Genomic DNA, 15,215 nt, shown 5'->3' on the forward strand with positions numbered 1-15,215 from the left:
TCGCCCGAGGGAGCCTCCGGGGCATCGCCCTCGGCGTCCTCGACGTCCTCGGCCTGCTCAGCGTCCCCCGTGCGAGGCGAGGCCGCCGAGGAGGCGGAACCGGCCGTCGAGGTCGAGCGGAACGGCAGCGGCGGCCCGGAGGCGGCCAGCCAGCCGACGTCGCTGAGCTTGGGCACCGACGTCGGCTCGGGCGGCAGATGCCTCGTCGACCGACCGAGGAACGGCTGATCCGCGGCCTCCGGGGACGGTGCGTCGGCGCCGGACTCCCCCGCGGCGGGCCCGGTCGCCGGGCGCGCCCGGGAGTCGAGCTCGACGAAGCCGTCACGGTCCAGGTCGGGCAGCTCGGAGCCGGTGAAGTCGCCGGCGGGCTCGGGCACGTCCTCGGCCGCGGCGTGCGTGCGCAGATGCGCCGGCCAGCTGACCTCCACCGCGTCGGCGGGCTTCTCCGCGGCGGCCGGAGCGTCCGCCGGACCGGAGGCCGTCGTCGTCGCGAGCGACTGCGGGCGCAGCGGCGCGTCCACAGGCTTGCCGCCGGGATGGGCCAGTGCGGCCGCCGACGTCGCGGCCGGAGAGCTCGCCGATGCTCCCCCGTCGCTCCCCGTGGCATCCGCAGCGTCGGCCTCTGCGGCGGAGGACGTCTCCGGCGCGGAGGCCCGCGGGTCGATGGGGCGCAGCGTGCCGGTGGTCTCGACATCGCGCAGGAGCTGCCAGGCCTCGGTCCCGGGGCGCGGGTCGTAGGTGCCGCGCTGTTCGTCGCGGATGAGCCGCCCCTCGTGCAGCTGGACCACGCGACGTCCCGCGCGATCGACGATCGCGCGGTCGTGGGTGGCCATGATGACGGTGGTGCCGGCGGTGTGGATCCGGCGCAGCACGCGCACGACCTCGTCGGAGGCGTGCGGATCGAGGTTGCCGGTCGGCTCGTCGGCCAGCAGCACCGCCGGCTCGTTGACCATCGCCCGGGCGATGGCGGCGCGCTGCTGCTCGCCGCCGGAGATCTCATGGGGCAGCCGACGGGACAGCTCGGACAGGCCGACCTTCTCCAGCACCTCCGGCACCCGCTGGCGGATCCGTGCGCGGGGCGCTCCGGTGACGCGCATCGCGAAAGCCACGTTGTCGTAGACGGTCTTGTCCGGCAGCAGACGGAAGTCCTGGAAGACCATGCCGACGCTGCGCCGATAGGCGGGCACGCGGTGCTCGAGCATCAGCCCGAGGTTCTGGCCGGCGACGGTGATCTTGCCCTGCTGGGGCAGCCCTTCGCGCACGATCATGCGCAGGAGCGTGGACTTGCCCGAGCCGGAGGCGCCGATCAGGAAGACGAACTCCCCGCGCAGGAACTCCACGGAGACGTCGTCGAGCGCCGGGCGCCCGGCGGGCTCATAGCGCCGGGTGACGTGTTCGAAGCGGATCATCTCTCACCAGCTGTCCCGCAGTCGGCCGGCCCTGCGGGACACGGGTCGGGGACGACAGACCGGCACGCTGAAACTCTAATCCCGCCGCGGCGTCCGACGGGCGAGCCTGCCCGGCGCGCCGGGCGACGGCTCGGATCAGTTCTTCTCGGCTGCCTCGCCCTGGACGCGCCAGCGAATGCCGGCGTCGATGAAACCGTCGAGGTCGCCGTCGAAGATCGCGCTGGTGTTGCCGACCTCGTGCCCGGTCCGCAGGTCCTTGACCATCTGGTACGGATGCAGCACGTAGGAGCGGATCTGGTCGCCCCAGGAGGCCTTGATGTCGCCGGCCAGCTCCTTCTTCTCGGCGGCCTCCTCCTGCTGCTTGAGCAGCAGCAGGCGGGACTGCAGCACGCGCATCGCCGCCGCGCGGTTCTGGATCTGCGACTTCTCGTTCTGCATCGCGACCACGGTGCCGGTGGGCAGATGGGTGATGCGCACTGCCGAATCGGTGGTGTTCACCGACTGACCGCCCGGACCCGAGGACCGGTAGACGTCGATCTTCAGCTCGTTCTCGTCGATCTCGACGTGGTCGGTGCCCTCGATCAGCGGGATGACCTCGACGGCGGCGAAGGAGGTCTGCCGACGCCCCTGGTTGTCGAAGGGGCTGATGCGCACCAGCCGGTGGGTGCCGGCCTCGACCGACATCGTCCCGAAGGCGTAGGGCGCCTTGACCTCGAAGGTGGCCGACTTCAGACCGGCCTCCTCCGCGTAGGAGGTGTCCAGGATCTTGACGTCCCAGTTCCGATGGTCGGCCCAGCGGGTGTACATCCGCAGCAGCATCTCGGCGAAGTCCGCGGCGTCGATGCCGCCGGCGCCGGCGCGGATGGTGACCACCGCGTCACGCTCGTCGTATTCGCCGGAGAGCAGCGTGACGATCTCCAGGGACTCGAGATCCTTGGAGATCGCGCTGATCTCGTCGCGGGCCTCCTGGAGGGTCGCCGCGTCGCCCTCCTCCTGGCCCATCTCCACCATCGTCTCGACGTCGTCGATGCGCGACTCCAGCTTCGTCAGCCGGTTCAGCTCGGCCTGCTTGTGGCTGAGCTGGGAGGTGACCTTCTGCGCGTGCTCCTGGTCGTTCCAGAGATCCGGGGCCGCCGCCTGCTCGGAGAGCTCGGCGACGTCGGCGCGCAGCCGGTCGACGTCGGTCACTTCAGTGATGCGGCGCAGCGTGCCGCGCAGCTGCTGAAGCTCGGTGGGGAAATCAGTCTCTGCCATAGCTCTCCTACACTACCGGGTCCGGAGCAGGGTTGGCCCATCGGTGGACCGCCGGGCGGCCGCCGCAGGCCGGGCGAGACTCCGGCGTCGGAGCCTCGAGCGACCGCGGGCGCGCCGGCTCAACGCTCGGTGGTGACGCGGGAGTGGGAGTCCACGGTGACCGTGACGGCGTCGGGCACGACCATGCTGACCAGCGGCATGTCGGCGGTGCTGCTCAGTTCCACGTGCGCCGAGGCGCCCCCGTCGCTGGTCCAGACCCGCCGGACCTGCAGGCCGTCGAAACGCCCGTAGGCTCCTGAAGTCTCCAGGAACTCGCGCGCCCGGGCGCCGACCTCCGCGGAGCTCATGCTCTGCCGGCCCGCCATCTCGGCGCCGTTGGAGGCCGCCGAGGCCGCACCGTCGGCGGCGCTCAGGAGACGCCGCGACTCCAGATGCACCGCGGTGGCGCCGACGACGACGCTGACCATCACCAGCAGGATGACCAGCATGCCCAGCACCAGCACCGACATCTGCCCCGACTCTTCGCGGTGCAGCCGCGCGGTCGGCCGTCCGCGTTCCGGGCTCCGCCGCATCACGCTCATCCCTCCTGCACCTGCGCCGAGGTGCTCGACACCGAGGCCAGCGTCGCCTCCCAGCTGCCGAGACGGGAGAACAGCGGCACCGGCACCCGGATCTCCACGTCATAGGTGACGACATCACCGGCGGCGTCGCAGCCGCCGGTCGGGCAGCTGCGCGACACCGACGCCCGCGACGCTTCGATCCCATAGCCCTGCAGCACCGACCGAGCCGCGACCTCTGCACGGCGGGCACGCTCTCCCGAGGAGGTCTCACCGCCGGAGGCGTAGATCTTCGCCGCCTGGTCCGCCGCCCCGACGCCGGCGTAGGTGGCCGCCTGGACCGTCGAGACGCCGATGAGGAAGTAGACGACGGGGATCATCAGCAGCACGGCGAGCATGATGAACTCGATGATCGACGAGCCCGACTCATCGTGGACGCCGCGCAGCCGTGCGGCCAGACGTCTCCGCAGGCGCTGCGGGGTCGCCCAGGTCGCAGCTCCGGGGCGGTCGGGGCGGTCGAGGCGGATCGACCCGTCGTCACTCGAACTCGACGGCACTGCCGCTCACCTCCAGATGGCCGACGCCCGGCCCCATGCCGAACAGCGGGACGTCCGCCTCGACGACGATCGTCAGCTCGCGGCCGGCATCGATCGACCGCCACCGGTGCTCGACATGCTCTGCATGGTCGACGCCGATCGCACCGGAGATCAGCTACTCGGTGCGTGCGACGCCGTCCTCGGCCGAGCGGTCGTCCAGCGCGCCGAAGCGCGCGCCCGTGGAGGCGGCGTCGATCAGCGTGTTGCGCACATGCACCAGGACAGCCAGCTGCAGCGTGAGCACGAAGAGCAACGCCAGCAGAGCCGCGACCATGGTGAACTCGGCCGTGGCCGCACCGCGCTCCTCATCGACCGACGACGCGGCCGGCCGCCGGAATCCGTCCGGCTCGACGGAACATAGACGCCGCGAGGGCGGGGGCCACGGAGCCACGTTCACTGAACCTTGCTGATCGCGTCCTCGAAGAGGCCGGTCAGGACCGGCCTGGCGACGGCGAGCAGGGCAGCCACCAGCACCGCCGACATCAGAGTGATCATGACCCAGCCGGGCACGTCGCCGCGCTCCTCGTGGTGCAGAACCTCGGGCAGGGTCCTCCCCCGCCGGCGTCTCGGGCAGCTCGTCGTGCGGCGTGACGCCGCGGGTTTCGTTCGTCATCAGTGTTCCTTCCCGATCCCGCCTGCGGACGCGGTGCGCCCACGGCGGGATCCTCATCTCGTTCCGAGTCGTGCTCGGTGATCCACAGGGCTCCCGGAGGAGCCCCTCGTTTGTGCGGTTCTCTCGATCCCCGGAAGACCCGCTCGCGCTCGGTCCTCCGCAGCCATGGTCCGGCCTCGGCTCACGACCGACCGGCGGTCCTCCGAGGCCCGGTATTCAGTTGTACGTTTGTCACCGACGGACTCGCGCGTCCGCCGGATCTCGACTGTCTCGCTCGCTACACGGCGATGGACAGCAGCTCGAAGCCCGGATAGACGGCGAAGACCACCGTCAGCGGCAGCACGCCGAAGACCAGCGGCACCATCATGGAGATCTCCTTCTTCCCGGCGGTCTCCATCAGCTCGCGCTTGGACAGGTCCCGAACGTCCTGGGCCTGGGCGTGCATCACGTCGGCCAACGGAGTGCCGCGCTCCATCGCGACGATCACGCCCTCCAGGAAGCGCGAGATCGGGGCCGACTCCACGCGGGTCGCCATGGCCTTCAGAGCCTGCGAGAAGCCGAGCCCGGACTGGACGTCGTGCAGCACCTTGGTGAGCTCGACATGCAGCTCACCGCGGGTCACCCGGGAGATCCGTTCGAAGGCCCCGGGCGCCGACTCACCGGCGCTGACGGCCAGCGCCATCATCTCCGCGACAGTGGGGAACTCGGTGAGCATCCGCGAGCGCCGCCGCTTGATCTGCCCGGAGAGCATGTTGTCACGCAGGGCGAAGCCCAGCACGCCCAGGACCAGCACGCTGAGCACCGCCAGGAAGGCGTTGAACGTGCCGGAGACGAAGGCCAGCAGGTTCACCGTTGCTCCGAGGAGGGCGCCGGCGGTGGCCATGGCGACCTGCTGCAGCCGGTACTCCGCCGGGGTGACCGAGGAATCGGCCTGATCCAGGCGGCGGCGCAGCTGATCAGTGTCCATGCTGAAGCGGTCCAGCCGGCCGACCAGCGCGTGCAGCAGCGGGGCGAAGAGTCGACCGGCCGCGCCGAAGGGCACCACCGGCGCGGAATGCCGGGCGAAGAGCTGGGTGTCGGCGCCCGTGGAACGCAGATAGGGCGCCACCCGATCGGCGAAGCTCGGCTGGTTCGCCGCAGGCATGCGGAGCAGCACGATCAGCAGGCCCAGCCCGAGGCCGGCGCCGGCGACCACGGCCCAGGCGGTCGCGGGGCTCACAGCAGCACCCTCCCTTCCTTCGGCAGCGCGCCGATGCGCAGCATCAGCTGATAGCAGACCACCGAGACCACCAGGCCGCCGGCCAGGACCGCCATACCCTCCAGACCGCGATACGCGTCGGCGGCCTCTGCCTGGGTGGAGAGCAGCAGCACCACGATCCACGGAGCGGCGACGGCGAGCTTGGCGGCGTTGACCGTCCACGACTGCCGCGCCTCGAGCTCGCTGCGGGTCCGCGCGTCCTCGCGGAGGAACTCGCCGAGCGTGCTCAGCAGACGTCCGAGATCGGAGCCGCCCACCTCGCGGGTGATGGTCAGCGCGATGACGATGCGGTCGCCGACCGGATCGGCCAGCCGATCCTTCAACCCGACCAGGGCGGTGCCCAGGTTCTGTCCGGAGCGATAGTCGCGGGCGAACTCGGCGAAAGGCTCGCGCAGCGGAACCGGCCCCGAGGTGCTCAGCTGGATCAGCGCCTCGGGCAGGGACATGCCCGCCCGCACCGCCGAGCGCAGGTGGTCGACGGCGTCGGGCCAGATCTCACGCAGCACCGCCTGGCGCTTGCGTGCCTGCCAGCGCAGCACCACGATCGGCACGGCGGAGGCGAAGAGCGCGAAGCACAGCGCCACCGGCACGGCTCGGGTGATGACCAGGACGATCAGGAATACGATCACCGCGGAGCTGACCATGGCGGTCACCGCTCCGGAGACGCCCACCCGCTGGTGACCGGCCTCGGCCAGCAGCTGGTCGAGACGGCCGAGACGCTGACGCCGCGCCGCCTCCGGGCGCCGCCGCGGCCAGCAGGACCACCAGATGAGCAGCAGCCCCGCGCCGAGGGCGAGCCCGAGCAGCAGACTCATCGCTCCGCTCCCAGTCGCGGCAGACGCGCCCGGGCCTCGGAGGTGAGCTTGGGGTGGTCGAAGACCGCCGAGGCGGTCGGACGGAGCTCGCCGTCCTGGTAGCTGAAGACCGTCGAGGTCTCGATGGTCTCGCCCTCGACACGACCGCCGATGCTCATGATCTCCTGCACATGGCGGCTGCCGTCCTCCTCCCGGGTGCAGTGGACGACCAGGTCGATGCAGGAGGCCACCGTCGGGACGATGAACTGGCGGCTGATGTTCTCCCCGGCCAGCAGCGGCAGGGTGCAGATCTTTTGTTCAGCGCGTCCTGGGCCCGTACGCGGAGATCACCGCCACCGGGATCAGCATGTTCGTGCTGACCCTGGTCAGCTTGTGCTTCCGCTCGGGGATCCTGAAGCTGCCCGAGACCCGGGGCGAGGACGATCTCGAGTTCACCAAGTCGACGATCCGCCGTATCTACGACGAGATCCAGCAGGCCATCGCGAACAGCTCGGTGCTGCGCCTGGTCATCTTCGCAGCGATCTACACCGCCGGGTTCCTGCTGATGCGCGGGGTCGTAGGCTTCGGCCTGGACCTGATGAACAGCATGTGGATGGCCATCGGGGTGGGCCTGCTGGCCGGGGCCGCCGTCGTCGCCCAGGACAAGATCCTGGCAGCCATCCGCAGGATGCAGGCGACGAAGGGCGGTGCGCAGAGATGAGGACGTCGAGGACACTTCCTGCCGCAGGCCTGGTGGCGGCCGGGCTGACGATAACCGGCTGCATCGCGATCGACGACACGCCTCTGGCGGACCCATCGACCGCCGCGTCGCCGCACAGCTCGGCTCCGTCCGAGCAGGAGGCGGAGGCCGACCACTCGGACGGCGGAGACCAGAGCTCCGGCGCAGGCGGATCGTCCGGCCACACGGGCGAGGGCCCGGGTGTCGAGCTGGTGCCGGATGATGAGTCCACCAGGGTCCTGATCAGCGCGCAGCAAGGTTTCAGTCCCTACATCGAGCGCTGGACGATCCATGACGGTGAGGCCGACGAGGACAGCCTTCACGGCGTCGAGCTGGAGTACGCCGAGTTCAACTGCGCCGGGGCGACAGTCCGTGAGAGCCGGTGGAGCCTCGACTCCGAGCGGTACGAGGACGATGAGCACCGGTACGGGGCCGAGAAGATCTCCGGCGACGCGATGCGGGGCGGAGGCGGCAACGGCGGCTACCTCTACAACATCATGCTCGACGACAGCGGCATCCGCTACGGACTCGCTGACGACGAGCCGGCGACTGCGGACCACGAGGCCGCCGTCGCCGAGTTCGGCGAGATGTGCGGGGACGTCGCCGAGTTCATCCTGCCCTGAGGAAGGAGAAGACCTGCATGCTCTTCGGATACACCCGCACCTCGACCAGGGACAAGCAGACTGACGACCTGCAGCGCCGGGCGCTGGCCGACGCCGGCGTGGCCGAGACCGCGATCTACGCCGACCAGGTCTCCGGCTCCAAGCAGACCTCGAGCCGTCCGGGATGGGCCGAGCTCCAGGCGAGGCTGCGGAGCGGCGATGAGCTGGTGATCTGGCGGCTGGACCGACTCGGCCGCTCGATGATCGACGTCATCACCACCGTCGACGACCTGCTCGAACGCGGCGTCGCCGTCCGCTCGCTCTCCGACGGCATCGCCCCCTCGACTCGCGAGGGCCGGCTGATGCTGAACCTGATGGCCACCTTCGCCGAGTACGAGCGTGAGCTCATCCAGGAGCGGGTCCAGGCCGGGGTCGACTCCGCCCGGGCCCGCGGCGTGCGCTTCGGCCGGCCTCCGGCCGACCCGGTGAAGGTCCAGCGGAACCTGCGCACCGTCGACCATCTTGTCGAGACCGAGGGCCTCTCCGTCGTCGAGGCGGCGAAGACGGTCGGATGGTCGAAGTCCACCTATTACCGAAACCGAGGAAAGGACGTCTCATGACTCAGCACACCGACGAACTCAATGCCGAGATCGACCGGATCAACCGGCTCCACGCATCGGCCGATGCTCAGGACTTTGCCGGGAAGGTCCTCATCGAGCCGGTCGAGTTCAGTCACGCTCGCACGTTCGACGTCGATCTGGTGGAGGATCCCGAGGTCTCGATGGAGACGGAGCCCTGGATGAGGGTCACCGCCTCTCTCGGACTGGAAGGAGAGATCGACTCTGTCGTGATCTTCCGGCTGAGGCATGGCCGGGAGGCCGAGTCGGTCTCGGTCGAGCCGGACAGCGGCCTCTGGAAGGCGATGGAAGTCTGGTGGCAGGACTTCCGCACCACGTGGTCGGGGGACTGACTGTCTCACCAAGTCCCAGATGAGACCAGCACTTCTGAGACCCAGTTGTTGAGACCCAGATGCCCGCGTCGCCGCCCGGTGACGCGGGCGTCTCATCTACCTGATGTTTGTAGGGCGCGGGGCGTCGCGTCCCGGCCAGCGATGATCGGACCAGTAGGCTCGCGATATGGCAAGACCCCCGCGATGGCAGGCGACGCTCGACGCGAGCATTGACGAGGCATGCCTCGCTGTGCGCCTCTACAACGACTCGGCGGAGTCGCGAGCCTTCGAAGGCTTCATCCTCCACATGCACCTAGCGTGGCTATACCTGCTCCACGCGGAGTTCGTCCGCGACGATGTGGACTTCCGGTACTGGAACCCGGACTATAAGAACCGCCTGATGAGAGTCGACGGCGAGCCGAAGCGATGGGAGCTTGAGCGCTCGATGAAGCAGCGCTGGCCAGCGGACTCCGATCCAATTCGCGCGAACCTGTCGCTCTTCATCAAGCTCAGGAATCGCCTGGAGCATCGCCATGCGCATGCGGACGAGGCGCTGATGCTGAATCTAGCCGGCCATGCGCACGCCCTGCTCGTGAACTACGAGTCTGAGCTAACTGAGCAGTTCGGCAATCAGCGGTCCCTCGCGCTGCGTCTGCGGCTACCAATCTTCGTCGGTACGTTCACGCCTCAGGGCGAGCAGGCACTCCGCACCTTTCGGAGGACGCTGCCAGCCGACCTGCGTGGATTCGTGACCGACTACGAGTCCGGGTTGGACGACTCAGTAATCCACGACTCACGCTACGAGTTCCGCCTACGCGCGATGGTCGAACTGGCACCAAAGGACCCCGAAGCTGTCGCGATGCAGTTCACGCGATATGAGGACATGACCGAGGAAGAACGAGAGTTCGCTGAGGAGATGGGCCGCCGCGGCCAGGTGATCGTGCGTGAACAGAAGCGACCGGTCTCCGGGTTGGGACGACTCATGCCGACGGCCGCCGCGGCCGAGGTTGAGGCGGGTATCCCGTTCGTCTTCAACGTGCGCCACTTCACTGCTGCCTGGAAGCGGAAGAATGTCCGCCCGCCGAGCGGAGACCCGAACCCTGATCGCACCAACTCCGACTTCTGCGAGTACGATGAGCCCACCAAGACCTACCGGTATACGAAAGCCTACGTAGGCCATCTAATCAAGAAATGTGGGACGGAGAAGGGCTTCGAGGACATCACGGGGATGGTCCCACGGTCCAAGTCGTCCGATGACGACGACGCCAACGTTGACACGACGGTCTGAATACAGACCTGTCGTGGCCCGTCAGTGACGGATTGCGCGGCTGCGCACATCATGTACTGAACCGTCCAGAGCTTCGTCCTGCCAACGTGACGCGGCATGCCGACCATGATGTCGACAATCTCCAATTTCCGTTCAGAGGAATCCGCGCAATCGGGCGGCGTGCTCCACGTCGTCTCGGAATTGGTCCAAAGTCGTCAGCGTGTACATCCCGTCGATCTGCTGCGACGTCCAGAGAGCATGAATCTTGCGCAGGTCGGACTGACGTGATTTCCAGCCGATGCCGTCAATGACTGCGATCACGAACTGCCGGGGCAGGCGCACCTCTGCCATCTCTTCGATCTCGCGTACAGCGTCGGTGAGTTTGCTACCTGTCGAGTCGAACCCCTTGGCCGCCACCACGATCTCTGCGCCCTCACCGTCCGGAATGACGAGATCGCATGGCGCGGTGCGGCCGTTTCTACCGACGAAGCGCGTCCTGGCCTTATACGAGATGCGAAGATCGGCGGCGATGGCTTCGATGTCATCTTCGACTCTACGGCCGGACTTGCCAGCTTGCGTTGCTGTCACACGCGTACCAGCACGCGCAACCAGGACATCACCCAATTCGTACGCGCGCTGCTGCTGGACGGTCAGCAACCGTACCAGGTCATAGTCGGTGTCGAGCCAGATGATGAGATCGCGTGGTTGCACCCGTGCCAGTGTCACCCAGCCGCTGGTGTTGAACCGGTCTTTGAGCGCATTCTTGAGCTTCTCCCGGCCGAGACCTACCACCAGGCCGAGAACTGGAACTCCCTGCGGATTGCCTTCGATCCACGTAGTCAAGGAGGCGACGTCGATCGAGTTGAGGTTCTCAAGCTCATGTGTCGCCTCTTTGATCGCTTCAGCCTCAGGAGTGGACGCCGTCGGGTCGACATGCCCTGTCAGGCGTCCGAGCGTGGACAGGTATTCGTCAAACGTCGTCGGCGTGCTCAATTATGCATTCCGTCCGATGAAGAGATGTTCACTGGCTTCCCGCCGAGTCGCTGCAGAGTGTGTGCCGAAGTGGTACTTGTGCTCGATCGATCTGATGTCGACCGATGACTTGACGGTGCGCAGAAGGTCGAGGATCCGTGGAGCATCGGGTATGGCGTTCGATGAGTACGACAAGACGATGGAGTCAGCATCCTTGAAGTGCTCGAACGTTCGCACCAGAGCATCCTCGATAGTCTTCTTGTAGGCGAACGGAGTGAAGCGCTTCTCCAGTTTCTTGGTCTTGGTGTCCTCCATGATCGTCACGCCGCGCCAGTAGACGCTGAGACCTTCGAGGAAGTGGTAGCGCTTGATGTAGTCGTTGTCATCACGCGGCGGTGCATACGGCGGGTCCAGATAGACGATGTCCGGCGAGGTGTCCGGCACATCGAAGACGTCGCCGCGTCGAGCTGTGTTCTGCAGACCGTTGTCGAACACCGTCGAGTTGTACGCCGCGGCCCGTTCGCGGAAGTGCTCGCGCAGGGGCAGCTGGAGATCGCGTCGTCCGTCCGCATAGCGCGTGGAGTCTGTGAAGGTGAACACTCCGCGAGGCTGCTTGCGGGCAGCAGACAGCACGAGAGCCGCAATGGCCAGGTCCTGCTTGTAGCCGCTGAGTCGGTCGATGTGAGACCAGGCCGAGTCGAGGAACTGGCGGTCTTCGTGTGTGAAATAGAGGCCGTCGAAAGTCGATTGGATGAAATCACGATCGTCTGCCGGCGGCCCGCAAATCTGGTCGATCGTTTCGGGATCGAGCATCTCCACCGAGTTCGCAACCGACGCGCGGGCGATCACTGTGGGGAAGTTGAGGAAATCGTTGGTCGTGACCTGGAACCCCTGTGCCTTCAGGAGGTAGGAAACGACACCGGACCCGGAGAAGGCATCAACTGCCGTCGTGCCGCCGAGGTCGTCGAACACCTGTTCAAGGTGTGGAAGTAGACGGTACTTCGACCCCATGTACCGGATGCGCGGAAAGCCTCGTGCGCGCGCCAGCGCACCGGGCGATGTCGGGGGCGTTCCAACACTCAGGGTCATGCAGGCATCCTAACTGCTTGCTCTGTCATGGGGCGTCTCGGTCCGGGTCGACGAGAAGTGAAGCGCCCCGGGTCTGGTGAAGACCTTGATCCCACGGGAGGCTAGGTGTAGGAGGGCAGGACGTTGGTGACGCGCCCCGGGACGAGACTCGCAGGAGCTTGACCACCTGCAGCTGAGTGGGGTCGGTGATGATTGTAGTGCTGAACCCAGACCTTCATCGCTTCTTCCCTGGCCCGCTCGGAGTCATAGGTCCTCGCGTAGAGGCATTCATCGGCCAGGATCCGCTGATATCGCTCGACCTTGCCGTTATGCCGCGGCGTGTAGGGCCTGATCCGCTGATGGACCCCACCGAGGTTGTTCACCGCCTGGGTGAAGTCTCCGGCGGCGAAGTTCACCCCGTTATCGGTGACCACCCTGCCCAGCCGGGTGATCCCCTCAGCGGCGAAGAACGCTCTGGCCTTGTTCACGAACTCCACCGCAGTGGCGGCCTTCTCGTCCGGCATCACCTCGGTGTAGGCGATACGGGTGTATCCATCGACTGCCGAATACAGGTAGGTGTAGCCGCCGATGTTGTGGCCCTGCTTCTTCGCGGCGCTCTTCTCCCGATCGGCGGCTCGAGCGGCCTCGGAGTCGCGGCCGTGGGCGAACCAGCCGCCGCCGTCGGGGATCCGGCCGGCCTTCTTCACATCCAGGTGCACCATCGCCCCAGGGGCGGTGGCGGTGATCGTGCCGGGCCGCCGGGCCGACTCGCCACCCGGATCGAGGTGGCGGCGCCTGTTGATCCCCAGGCGCTTGAACCAGCGGCCCACAGTGCGCGGGTGGATGCCGAAGCCGTGCTCGCTCTGAAGCTCGACGGCGATGCGGGAGGCCGCCCACTTATACTCCCGGCGCCAGGTCTCGATCAGCTCCACCACCCAGTCCGGAGTGGTGTCCGGCGATGCCTGCGGCCGTGATGAGCGATCGTGGAGGCCGTCTTCGCCGTGGTGCTGGTAGCGCTGGTGCCATTTCGACAGACAGGCTCTCGAGACTCCGGCTTCAGCAGCGACGTGGGCCAGCGATCGTCCGTTCTGGATGCGGCCGATGAGGCGGAGTCGTCCTTCTGGAGTCAGTGGCGCGTTATCGTGGGACATCGAGGAGCAGGCTCGCTTTCGCTCATGACGGTTCTTTCGCGATTACCCATCATGCAGCGCAGAGGGCCTGCTCCTCTTCTTCGCTCATCCCGTCGGTGCCGTAAACAACGTCAGGCCCCGCAACAACTAGTTTGATCTCCTCGACCTGCTGTTCGTACGTCAGGCCTTCATCCCAGTCGACCACGAGCTCTTCTCCGCGCTCGGTCGTCACCGAGACATCGTCGGGCCCCTCAGCTTGGTCCGCACAGGCGGTGACGGTGCTCAGCGTCAGGGCCAGGGACAGCACCGCCGTCACAGCTCTGTGCATCGCGACTCGGCGCGCGCCCTGACCTCGATGTTCGTTCTGGTTCCCCACCCGGTGCACCTTCCCTCTCCGACATCCCCGGTGTCAGCCGACAGTCTATGCCTGAGATCGGCGTCGCCTCCGGGCCGATCGCGGCGGCTGCGCGTCATGCGAGGGGCACCTGCTCGCATGCACTGATAAACGCCATTATCAGAGACCCACTGCGCTGGGAGGACTACCCTCTACCGGACGCGGGGCGAGCCTGGGGGTCGGTGAACACCGCCGAAGAGCTCGATCCGATCGTCGCCGACCAGCCTGACGGCGTCAGCACGCCGCGGCTGGCCGCGCTCAAGCCGCCGCACTCAGTCTGGGCGTCGGCACGTCCTCGTGCTTCACACAACAATGCGCCGAAGACGACCGTCACCCCTCCTCACCATAGCGAGACTCTTCGCCCCGATCCTTGCGGCTGTTGAACTGCCGGAGAACAAGGAGCAGCACAGCCAGGATCGCCGCACCGATCCCCGCGCTACTGATTCCCATAGCGAAGACGACGAAACCGACATATTGGCCACTGGTGATCGAGACGGCATAGATCACTGTCGAGATGAGCAGGACCAGTACGAATCCGGACACAGCCCACCCCACCAGAGTCACCATCTTCCACCGCGACTCTGATGCCGAACCTGCCCCCTGAGCAGAGATGGACACCACTATGGAAGCGACGACGAGCAAGACAAGTGCCCCGAAGCCGAACACGAGCGGCGGTCCTGCACGATCCGTCTCCCCGGCCAGTCCCAGATGGACGATGAACTGAGCCATGAAAGCTGAGAACATGCCCACGACGAGACCAACCGGACGCGACGCCTTTACCGCGTCAGACACCGAAGACACTTGATCTTCCCCTCCTCGACCGCCATCTTCCGCACGCCATCAGACGAGTCATGCAACCGTCTCCCAATGGGCTCAACGGTCTCGCCGCCCTGGCCAAGCATCTGCACAGAGCGATATCGAGACGAGTCGCTCTCGCCGGGAATTTCGGTGAACTACAGCTCATCTTCCATCTGGCGGGGATTATCCGGGCCGAACTTCTCCTCGCGCTTCTTCCGGTTCTTCTCAACGATCCTGTCGTAGGCCTCCTGCAGACTCGGATCGTCTGAGTGCCGAGTCTGGTAGACGGCCCGGAAGTTCTCAGCTGACCCACCAGCCATGGTGAAAGTACGGTCTTCGGCCTCGCCCGCGCCGTAGAAGATCTCGCCGTATTCGGTGATGCCATGACTGTTCCCCCGATTCTCAGTCAATCCCAGCTGTTCGGCGATCTCCTCAGCAGTCCCATAGGCCTCGTTCAGATCCTCAGGGGCGACGTCGAAACTGACCCGGTGGCGGTACACCCCATCCCCTTCGGGACGCGGAGCAACTTCCGAACTATAGAGTTCCGCACTCCAGGGCTCCCCATCAATGGTCGCTACGCCCTTGCCGAAATGCTCACGCATCACCTCGACCACCGTCTCCAGCTCGGCCAGCTGCTCGTCCTGGGTATAACCGCCCTCGACATCGATCACACCGCCAGAGGCTCCGTCGCCGTCCTCACTTGACTCACTCTCTGCAGCCATCGTCTCCTCATTGCCTTGACCTTGACCGGCGTGGTCACTCTCAGAGCTGCCGGGGGACCCGCCACAGCCGGCCAACATCACAGCCCCCACCAC

At 66.8% G+C, this 15,215-nt stretch carries 18 protein-coding genes and 1 pseudogene; 5 read left to right on the forward strand and 14 right to left on the reverse strand.

Annotation, left to right across the window (positions count from 1 at the left end; translation table 11 throughout):
* The 8 genes and pseudogenes from ftsE to GU5_RS16505 all read right to left on the reverse strand — a co-directional run.
* Positions 1-1,409: cell division ATP-binding protein FtsE (ftsE, locus tag GU5_RS17115; protein WP_010525873.1), on the reverse strand; the 1,409-nt coding region annotated here is incomplete at its 3' end.
* A gap of 135 nt (positions 1,410-1,544) precedes the next feature.
* Positions 1,545-2,663 (reverse strand): peptide chain release factor 2, encoded by a 1,119-nt coding sequence (gene prfB / locus GU5_RS0112310; RefSeq protein ID WP_010525874.1) that lies wholly within the window; start codon positions 2,661-2,663, stop codon positions 1,545-1,547.
* 119 nt (positions 2,664-2,782) lie between these two features.
* On the reverse strand, positions 2,783-3,244 hold the full coding sequence (locus tag GU5_RS15565; protein ID WP_010525875.1) for a pilus assembly protein TadG-related protein: 462 nt from the start codon (positions 3,242-3,244) through the stop codon (positions 2,783-2,785).
* Complete coding sequence (locus tag GU5_RS15570) at positions 3,241-3,777, reverse strand: hypothetical protein (protein WP_010525876.1); 537 nt, start codon at positions 3,775-3,777, stop codon at positions 3,241-3,243. The genes GU5_RS15565 and GU5_RS15570 overlap by 4 nt, the downstream gene beginning before the upstream one ends.
* Before the next feature lie 154 nt (positions 3,778-3,931).
* The gene (locus tag GU5_RS17725; protein ID WP_237704731.1) at positions 3,932-4,207 is read right to left on the reverse strand and encodes a TadE/TadG family type IV pilus assembly protein; all 276 of its coding nucleotides are present in this window, start codon (positions 4,205-4,207) and stop codon (positions 3,932-3,934) included.
* Between the two features lie 499 nt (positions 4,208-4,706).
* Positions 4,707-5,648: a type II secretion system F family protein gene (locus GU5_RS0112335; protein WP_010525879.1), complete on the reverse strand. Its 942-nt coding sequence runs from the start codon at positions 5,646-5,648 to the stop codon at positions 4,707-4,709.
* The gene (locus GU5_RS0112340; RefSeq protein WP_010525880.1) at positions 5,645-6,502 is read right to left on the reverse strand and encodes a type II secretion system F family protein; all 858 of its coding nucleotides are present in this window, start codon (positions 6,500-6,502) and stop codon (positions 5,645-5,647) included. Before GU5_RS0112340 ends, GU5_RS0112335 begins: the two co-directional genes overlap by 4 nt.
* A pseudogene (locus GU5_RS16505) lies at positions 6,499-6,804 on the reverse strand (CpaF family protein); the annotation flags it as partial. The gene GU5_RS0112340 and the pseudogene GU5_RS16505, both read right to left, overlap by 4 nt.
* A gap of 44 nt (positions 6,805-6,848) precedes the next feature.
* Here GU5_RS16505 and GU5_RS0112350 point away from each other — a divergent pair.
* The 5 genes from GU5_RS0112350 (at position 6,849) to GU5_RS0112370 (ending at position 10,059) form a co-directional block, all read left to right on the forward strand.
* Entirely contained in the window at positions 6,849-7,202 is a 354-nt protein-coding gene (locus GU5_RS0112350; protein ID WP_010525882.1) for a hypothetical protein, read from the forward strand.
* A 230-nt stretch (positions 7,203-7,432) separates the two neighbouring features.
* The gene (locus GU5_RS0112355) at positions 7,433-7,843 is read left to right on the forward strand and encodes a hypothetical protein (RefSeq protein WP_139084446.1); all 411 of its coding nucleotides are present in this window, start codon (positions 7,433-7,435) and stop codon (positions 7,841-7,843) included.
* Between the two features lie 17 nt (positions 7,844-7,860).
* Positions 7,861-8,442: a recombinase family protein gene (locus tag GU5_RS0112360; RefSeq protein WP_010525884.1), complete on the forward strand. Its 582-nt coding sequence runs from the start codon at positions 7,861-7,863 to the stop codon at positions 8,440-8,442.
* A complete protein-coding gene (locus GU5_RS0112365; RefSeq protein WP_010525885.1) occupies positions 8,439-8,792 on the forward strand; it encodes a hypothetical protein in 354 nt (117 codons plus the stop codon). Before GU5_RS0112360 ends, GU5_RS0112365 begins: the two co-directional genes overlap by 4 nt.
* Positions 8,793-8,958: 166 nt before the next feature.
* On the forward strand, positions 8,959-10,059 hold the full coding sequence (locus GU5_RS0112370; protein WP_083830551.1) for a DUF3644 domain-containing protein: 1,101 nt from the start codon (positions 8,959-8,961) through the stop codon (positions 10,057-10,059).
* Between the two features lie 132 nt (positions 10,060-10,191).
* On the opposite strand, the gene GU5_RS0112375 is transcribed toward GU5_RS0112370, so the two are convergent.
* The 6 genes from GU5_RS0112375 to GU5_RS0112400 all read right to left on the reverse strand — a co-directional run bounded on the left by GU5_RS0112375 (position 10,192) and on the right by GU5_RS0112400 (position 15,122).
* Complete coding sequence (locus GU5_RS0112375) at positions 10,192-11,031, reverse strand: hypothetical protein (protein WP_010525887.1); 840 nt, start codon at positions 11,029-11,031, stop codon at positions 10,192-10,194.
* The gene (locus GU5_RS0112380) at positions 11,032-12,099 is read right to left on the reverse strand and encodes a DNA adenine methylase (RefSeq protein WP_237704732.1); all 1,068 of its coding nucleotides are present in this window, start codon (positions 12,097-12,099) and stop codon (positions 11,032-11,034) included.
* Between the two features lie 101 nt (positions 12,100-12,200).
* Positions 12,201-13,229, reverse strand: coding sequence for an IS481 family transposase (locus GU5_RS0112385; RefSeq protein ID WP_029514267.1), 1,029 nt, complete (start codon positions 13,227-13,229; stop codon positions 12,201-12,203).
* Positions 13,230-13,278: 49 nt separating this feature from the next.
* Positions 13,279-13,584: a hypothetical protein gene (locus tag GU5_RS0112390; RefSeq protein WP_139084447.1), complete on the reverse strand. Its 306-nt coding sequence runs from the start codon at positions 13,582-13,584 to the stop codon at positions 13,279-13,281.
* A 348-nt stretch (positions 13,585-13,932) separates the two neighbouring features.
* Positions 13,933-14,403 carry a hypothetical protein gene (locus GU5_RS0112395; protein ID WP_010525891.1) on the reverse strand — a complete coding sequence of 157 codons (471 nt, stop codon included), beginning with the start codon at positions 14,401-14,403 and terminating at the stop codon, positions 13,933-13,935.
* Between the two features lie 152 nt (positions 14,404-14,555).
* Positions 14,556-15,122 (reverse strand): hypothetical protein, encoded by a 567-nt coding sequence (locus GU5_RS0112400; protein WP_010525892.1) that lies wholly within the window; start codon positions 15,120-15,122, stop codon positions 14,556-14,558.
* Positions 15,123-15,215 lie beyond the last annotated feature (93 nt).

It is taken from the genome of Nesterenkonia sp. F, from assembly GCF_000220985.1.
GTDB lineage: Bacteria > Actinomycetota > Actinomycetes > Actinomycetales > Micrococcaceae > Nesterenkonia.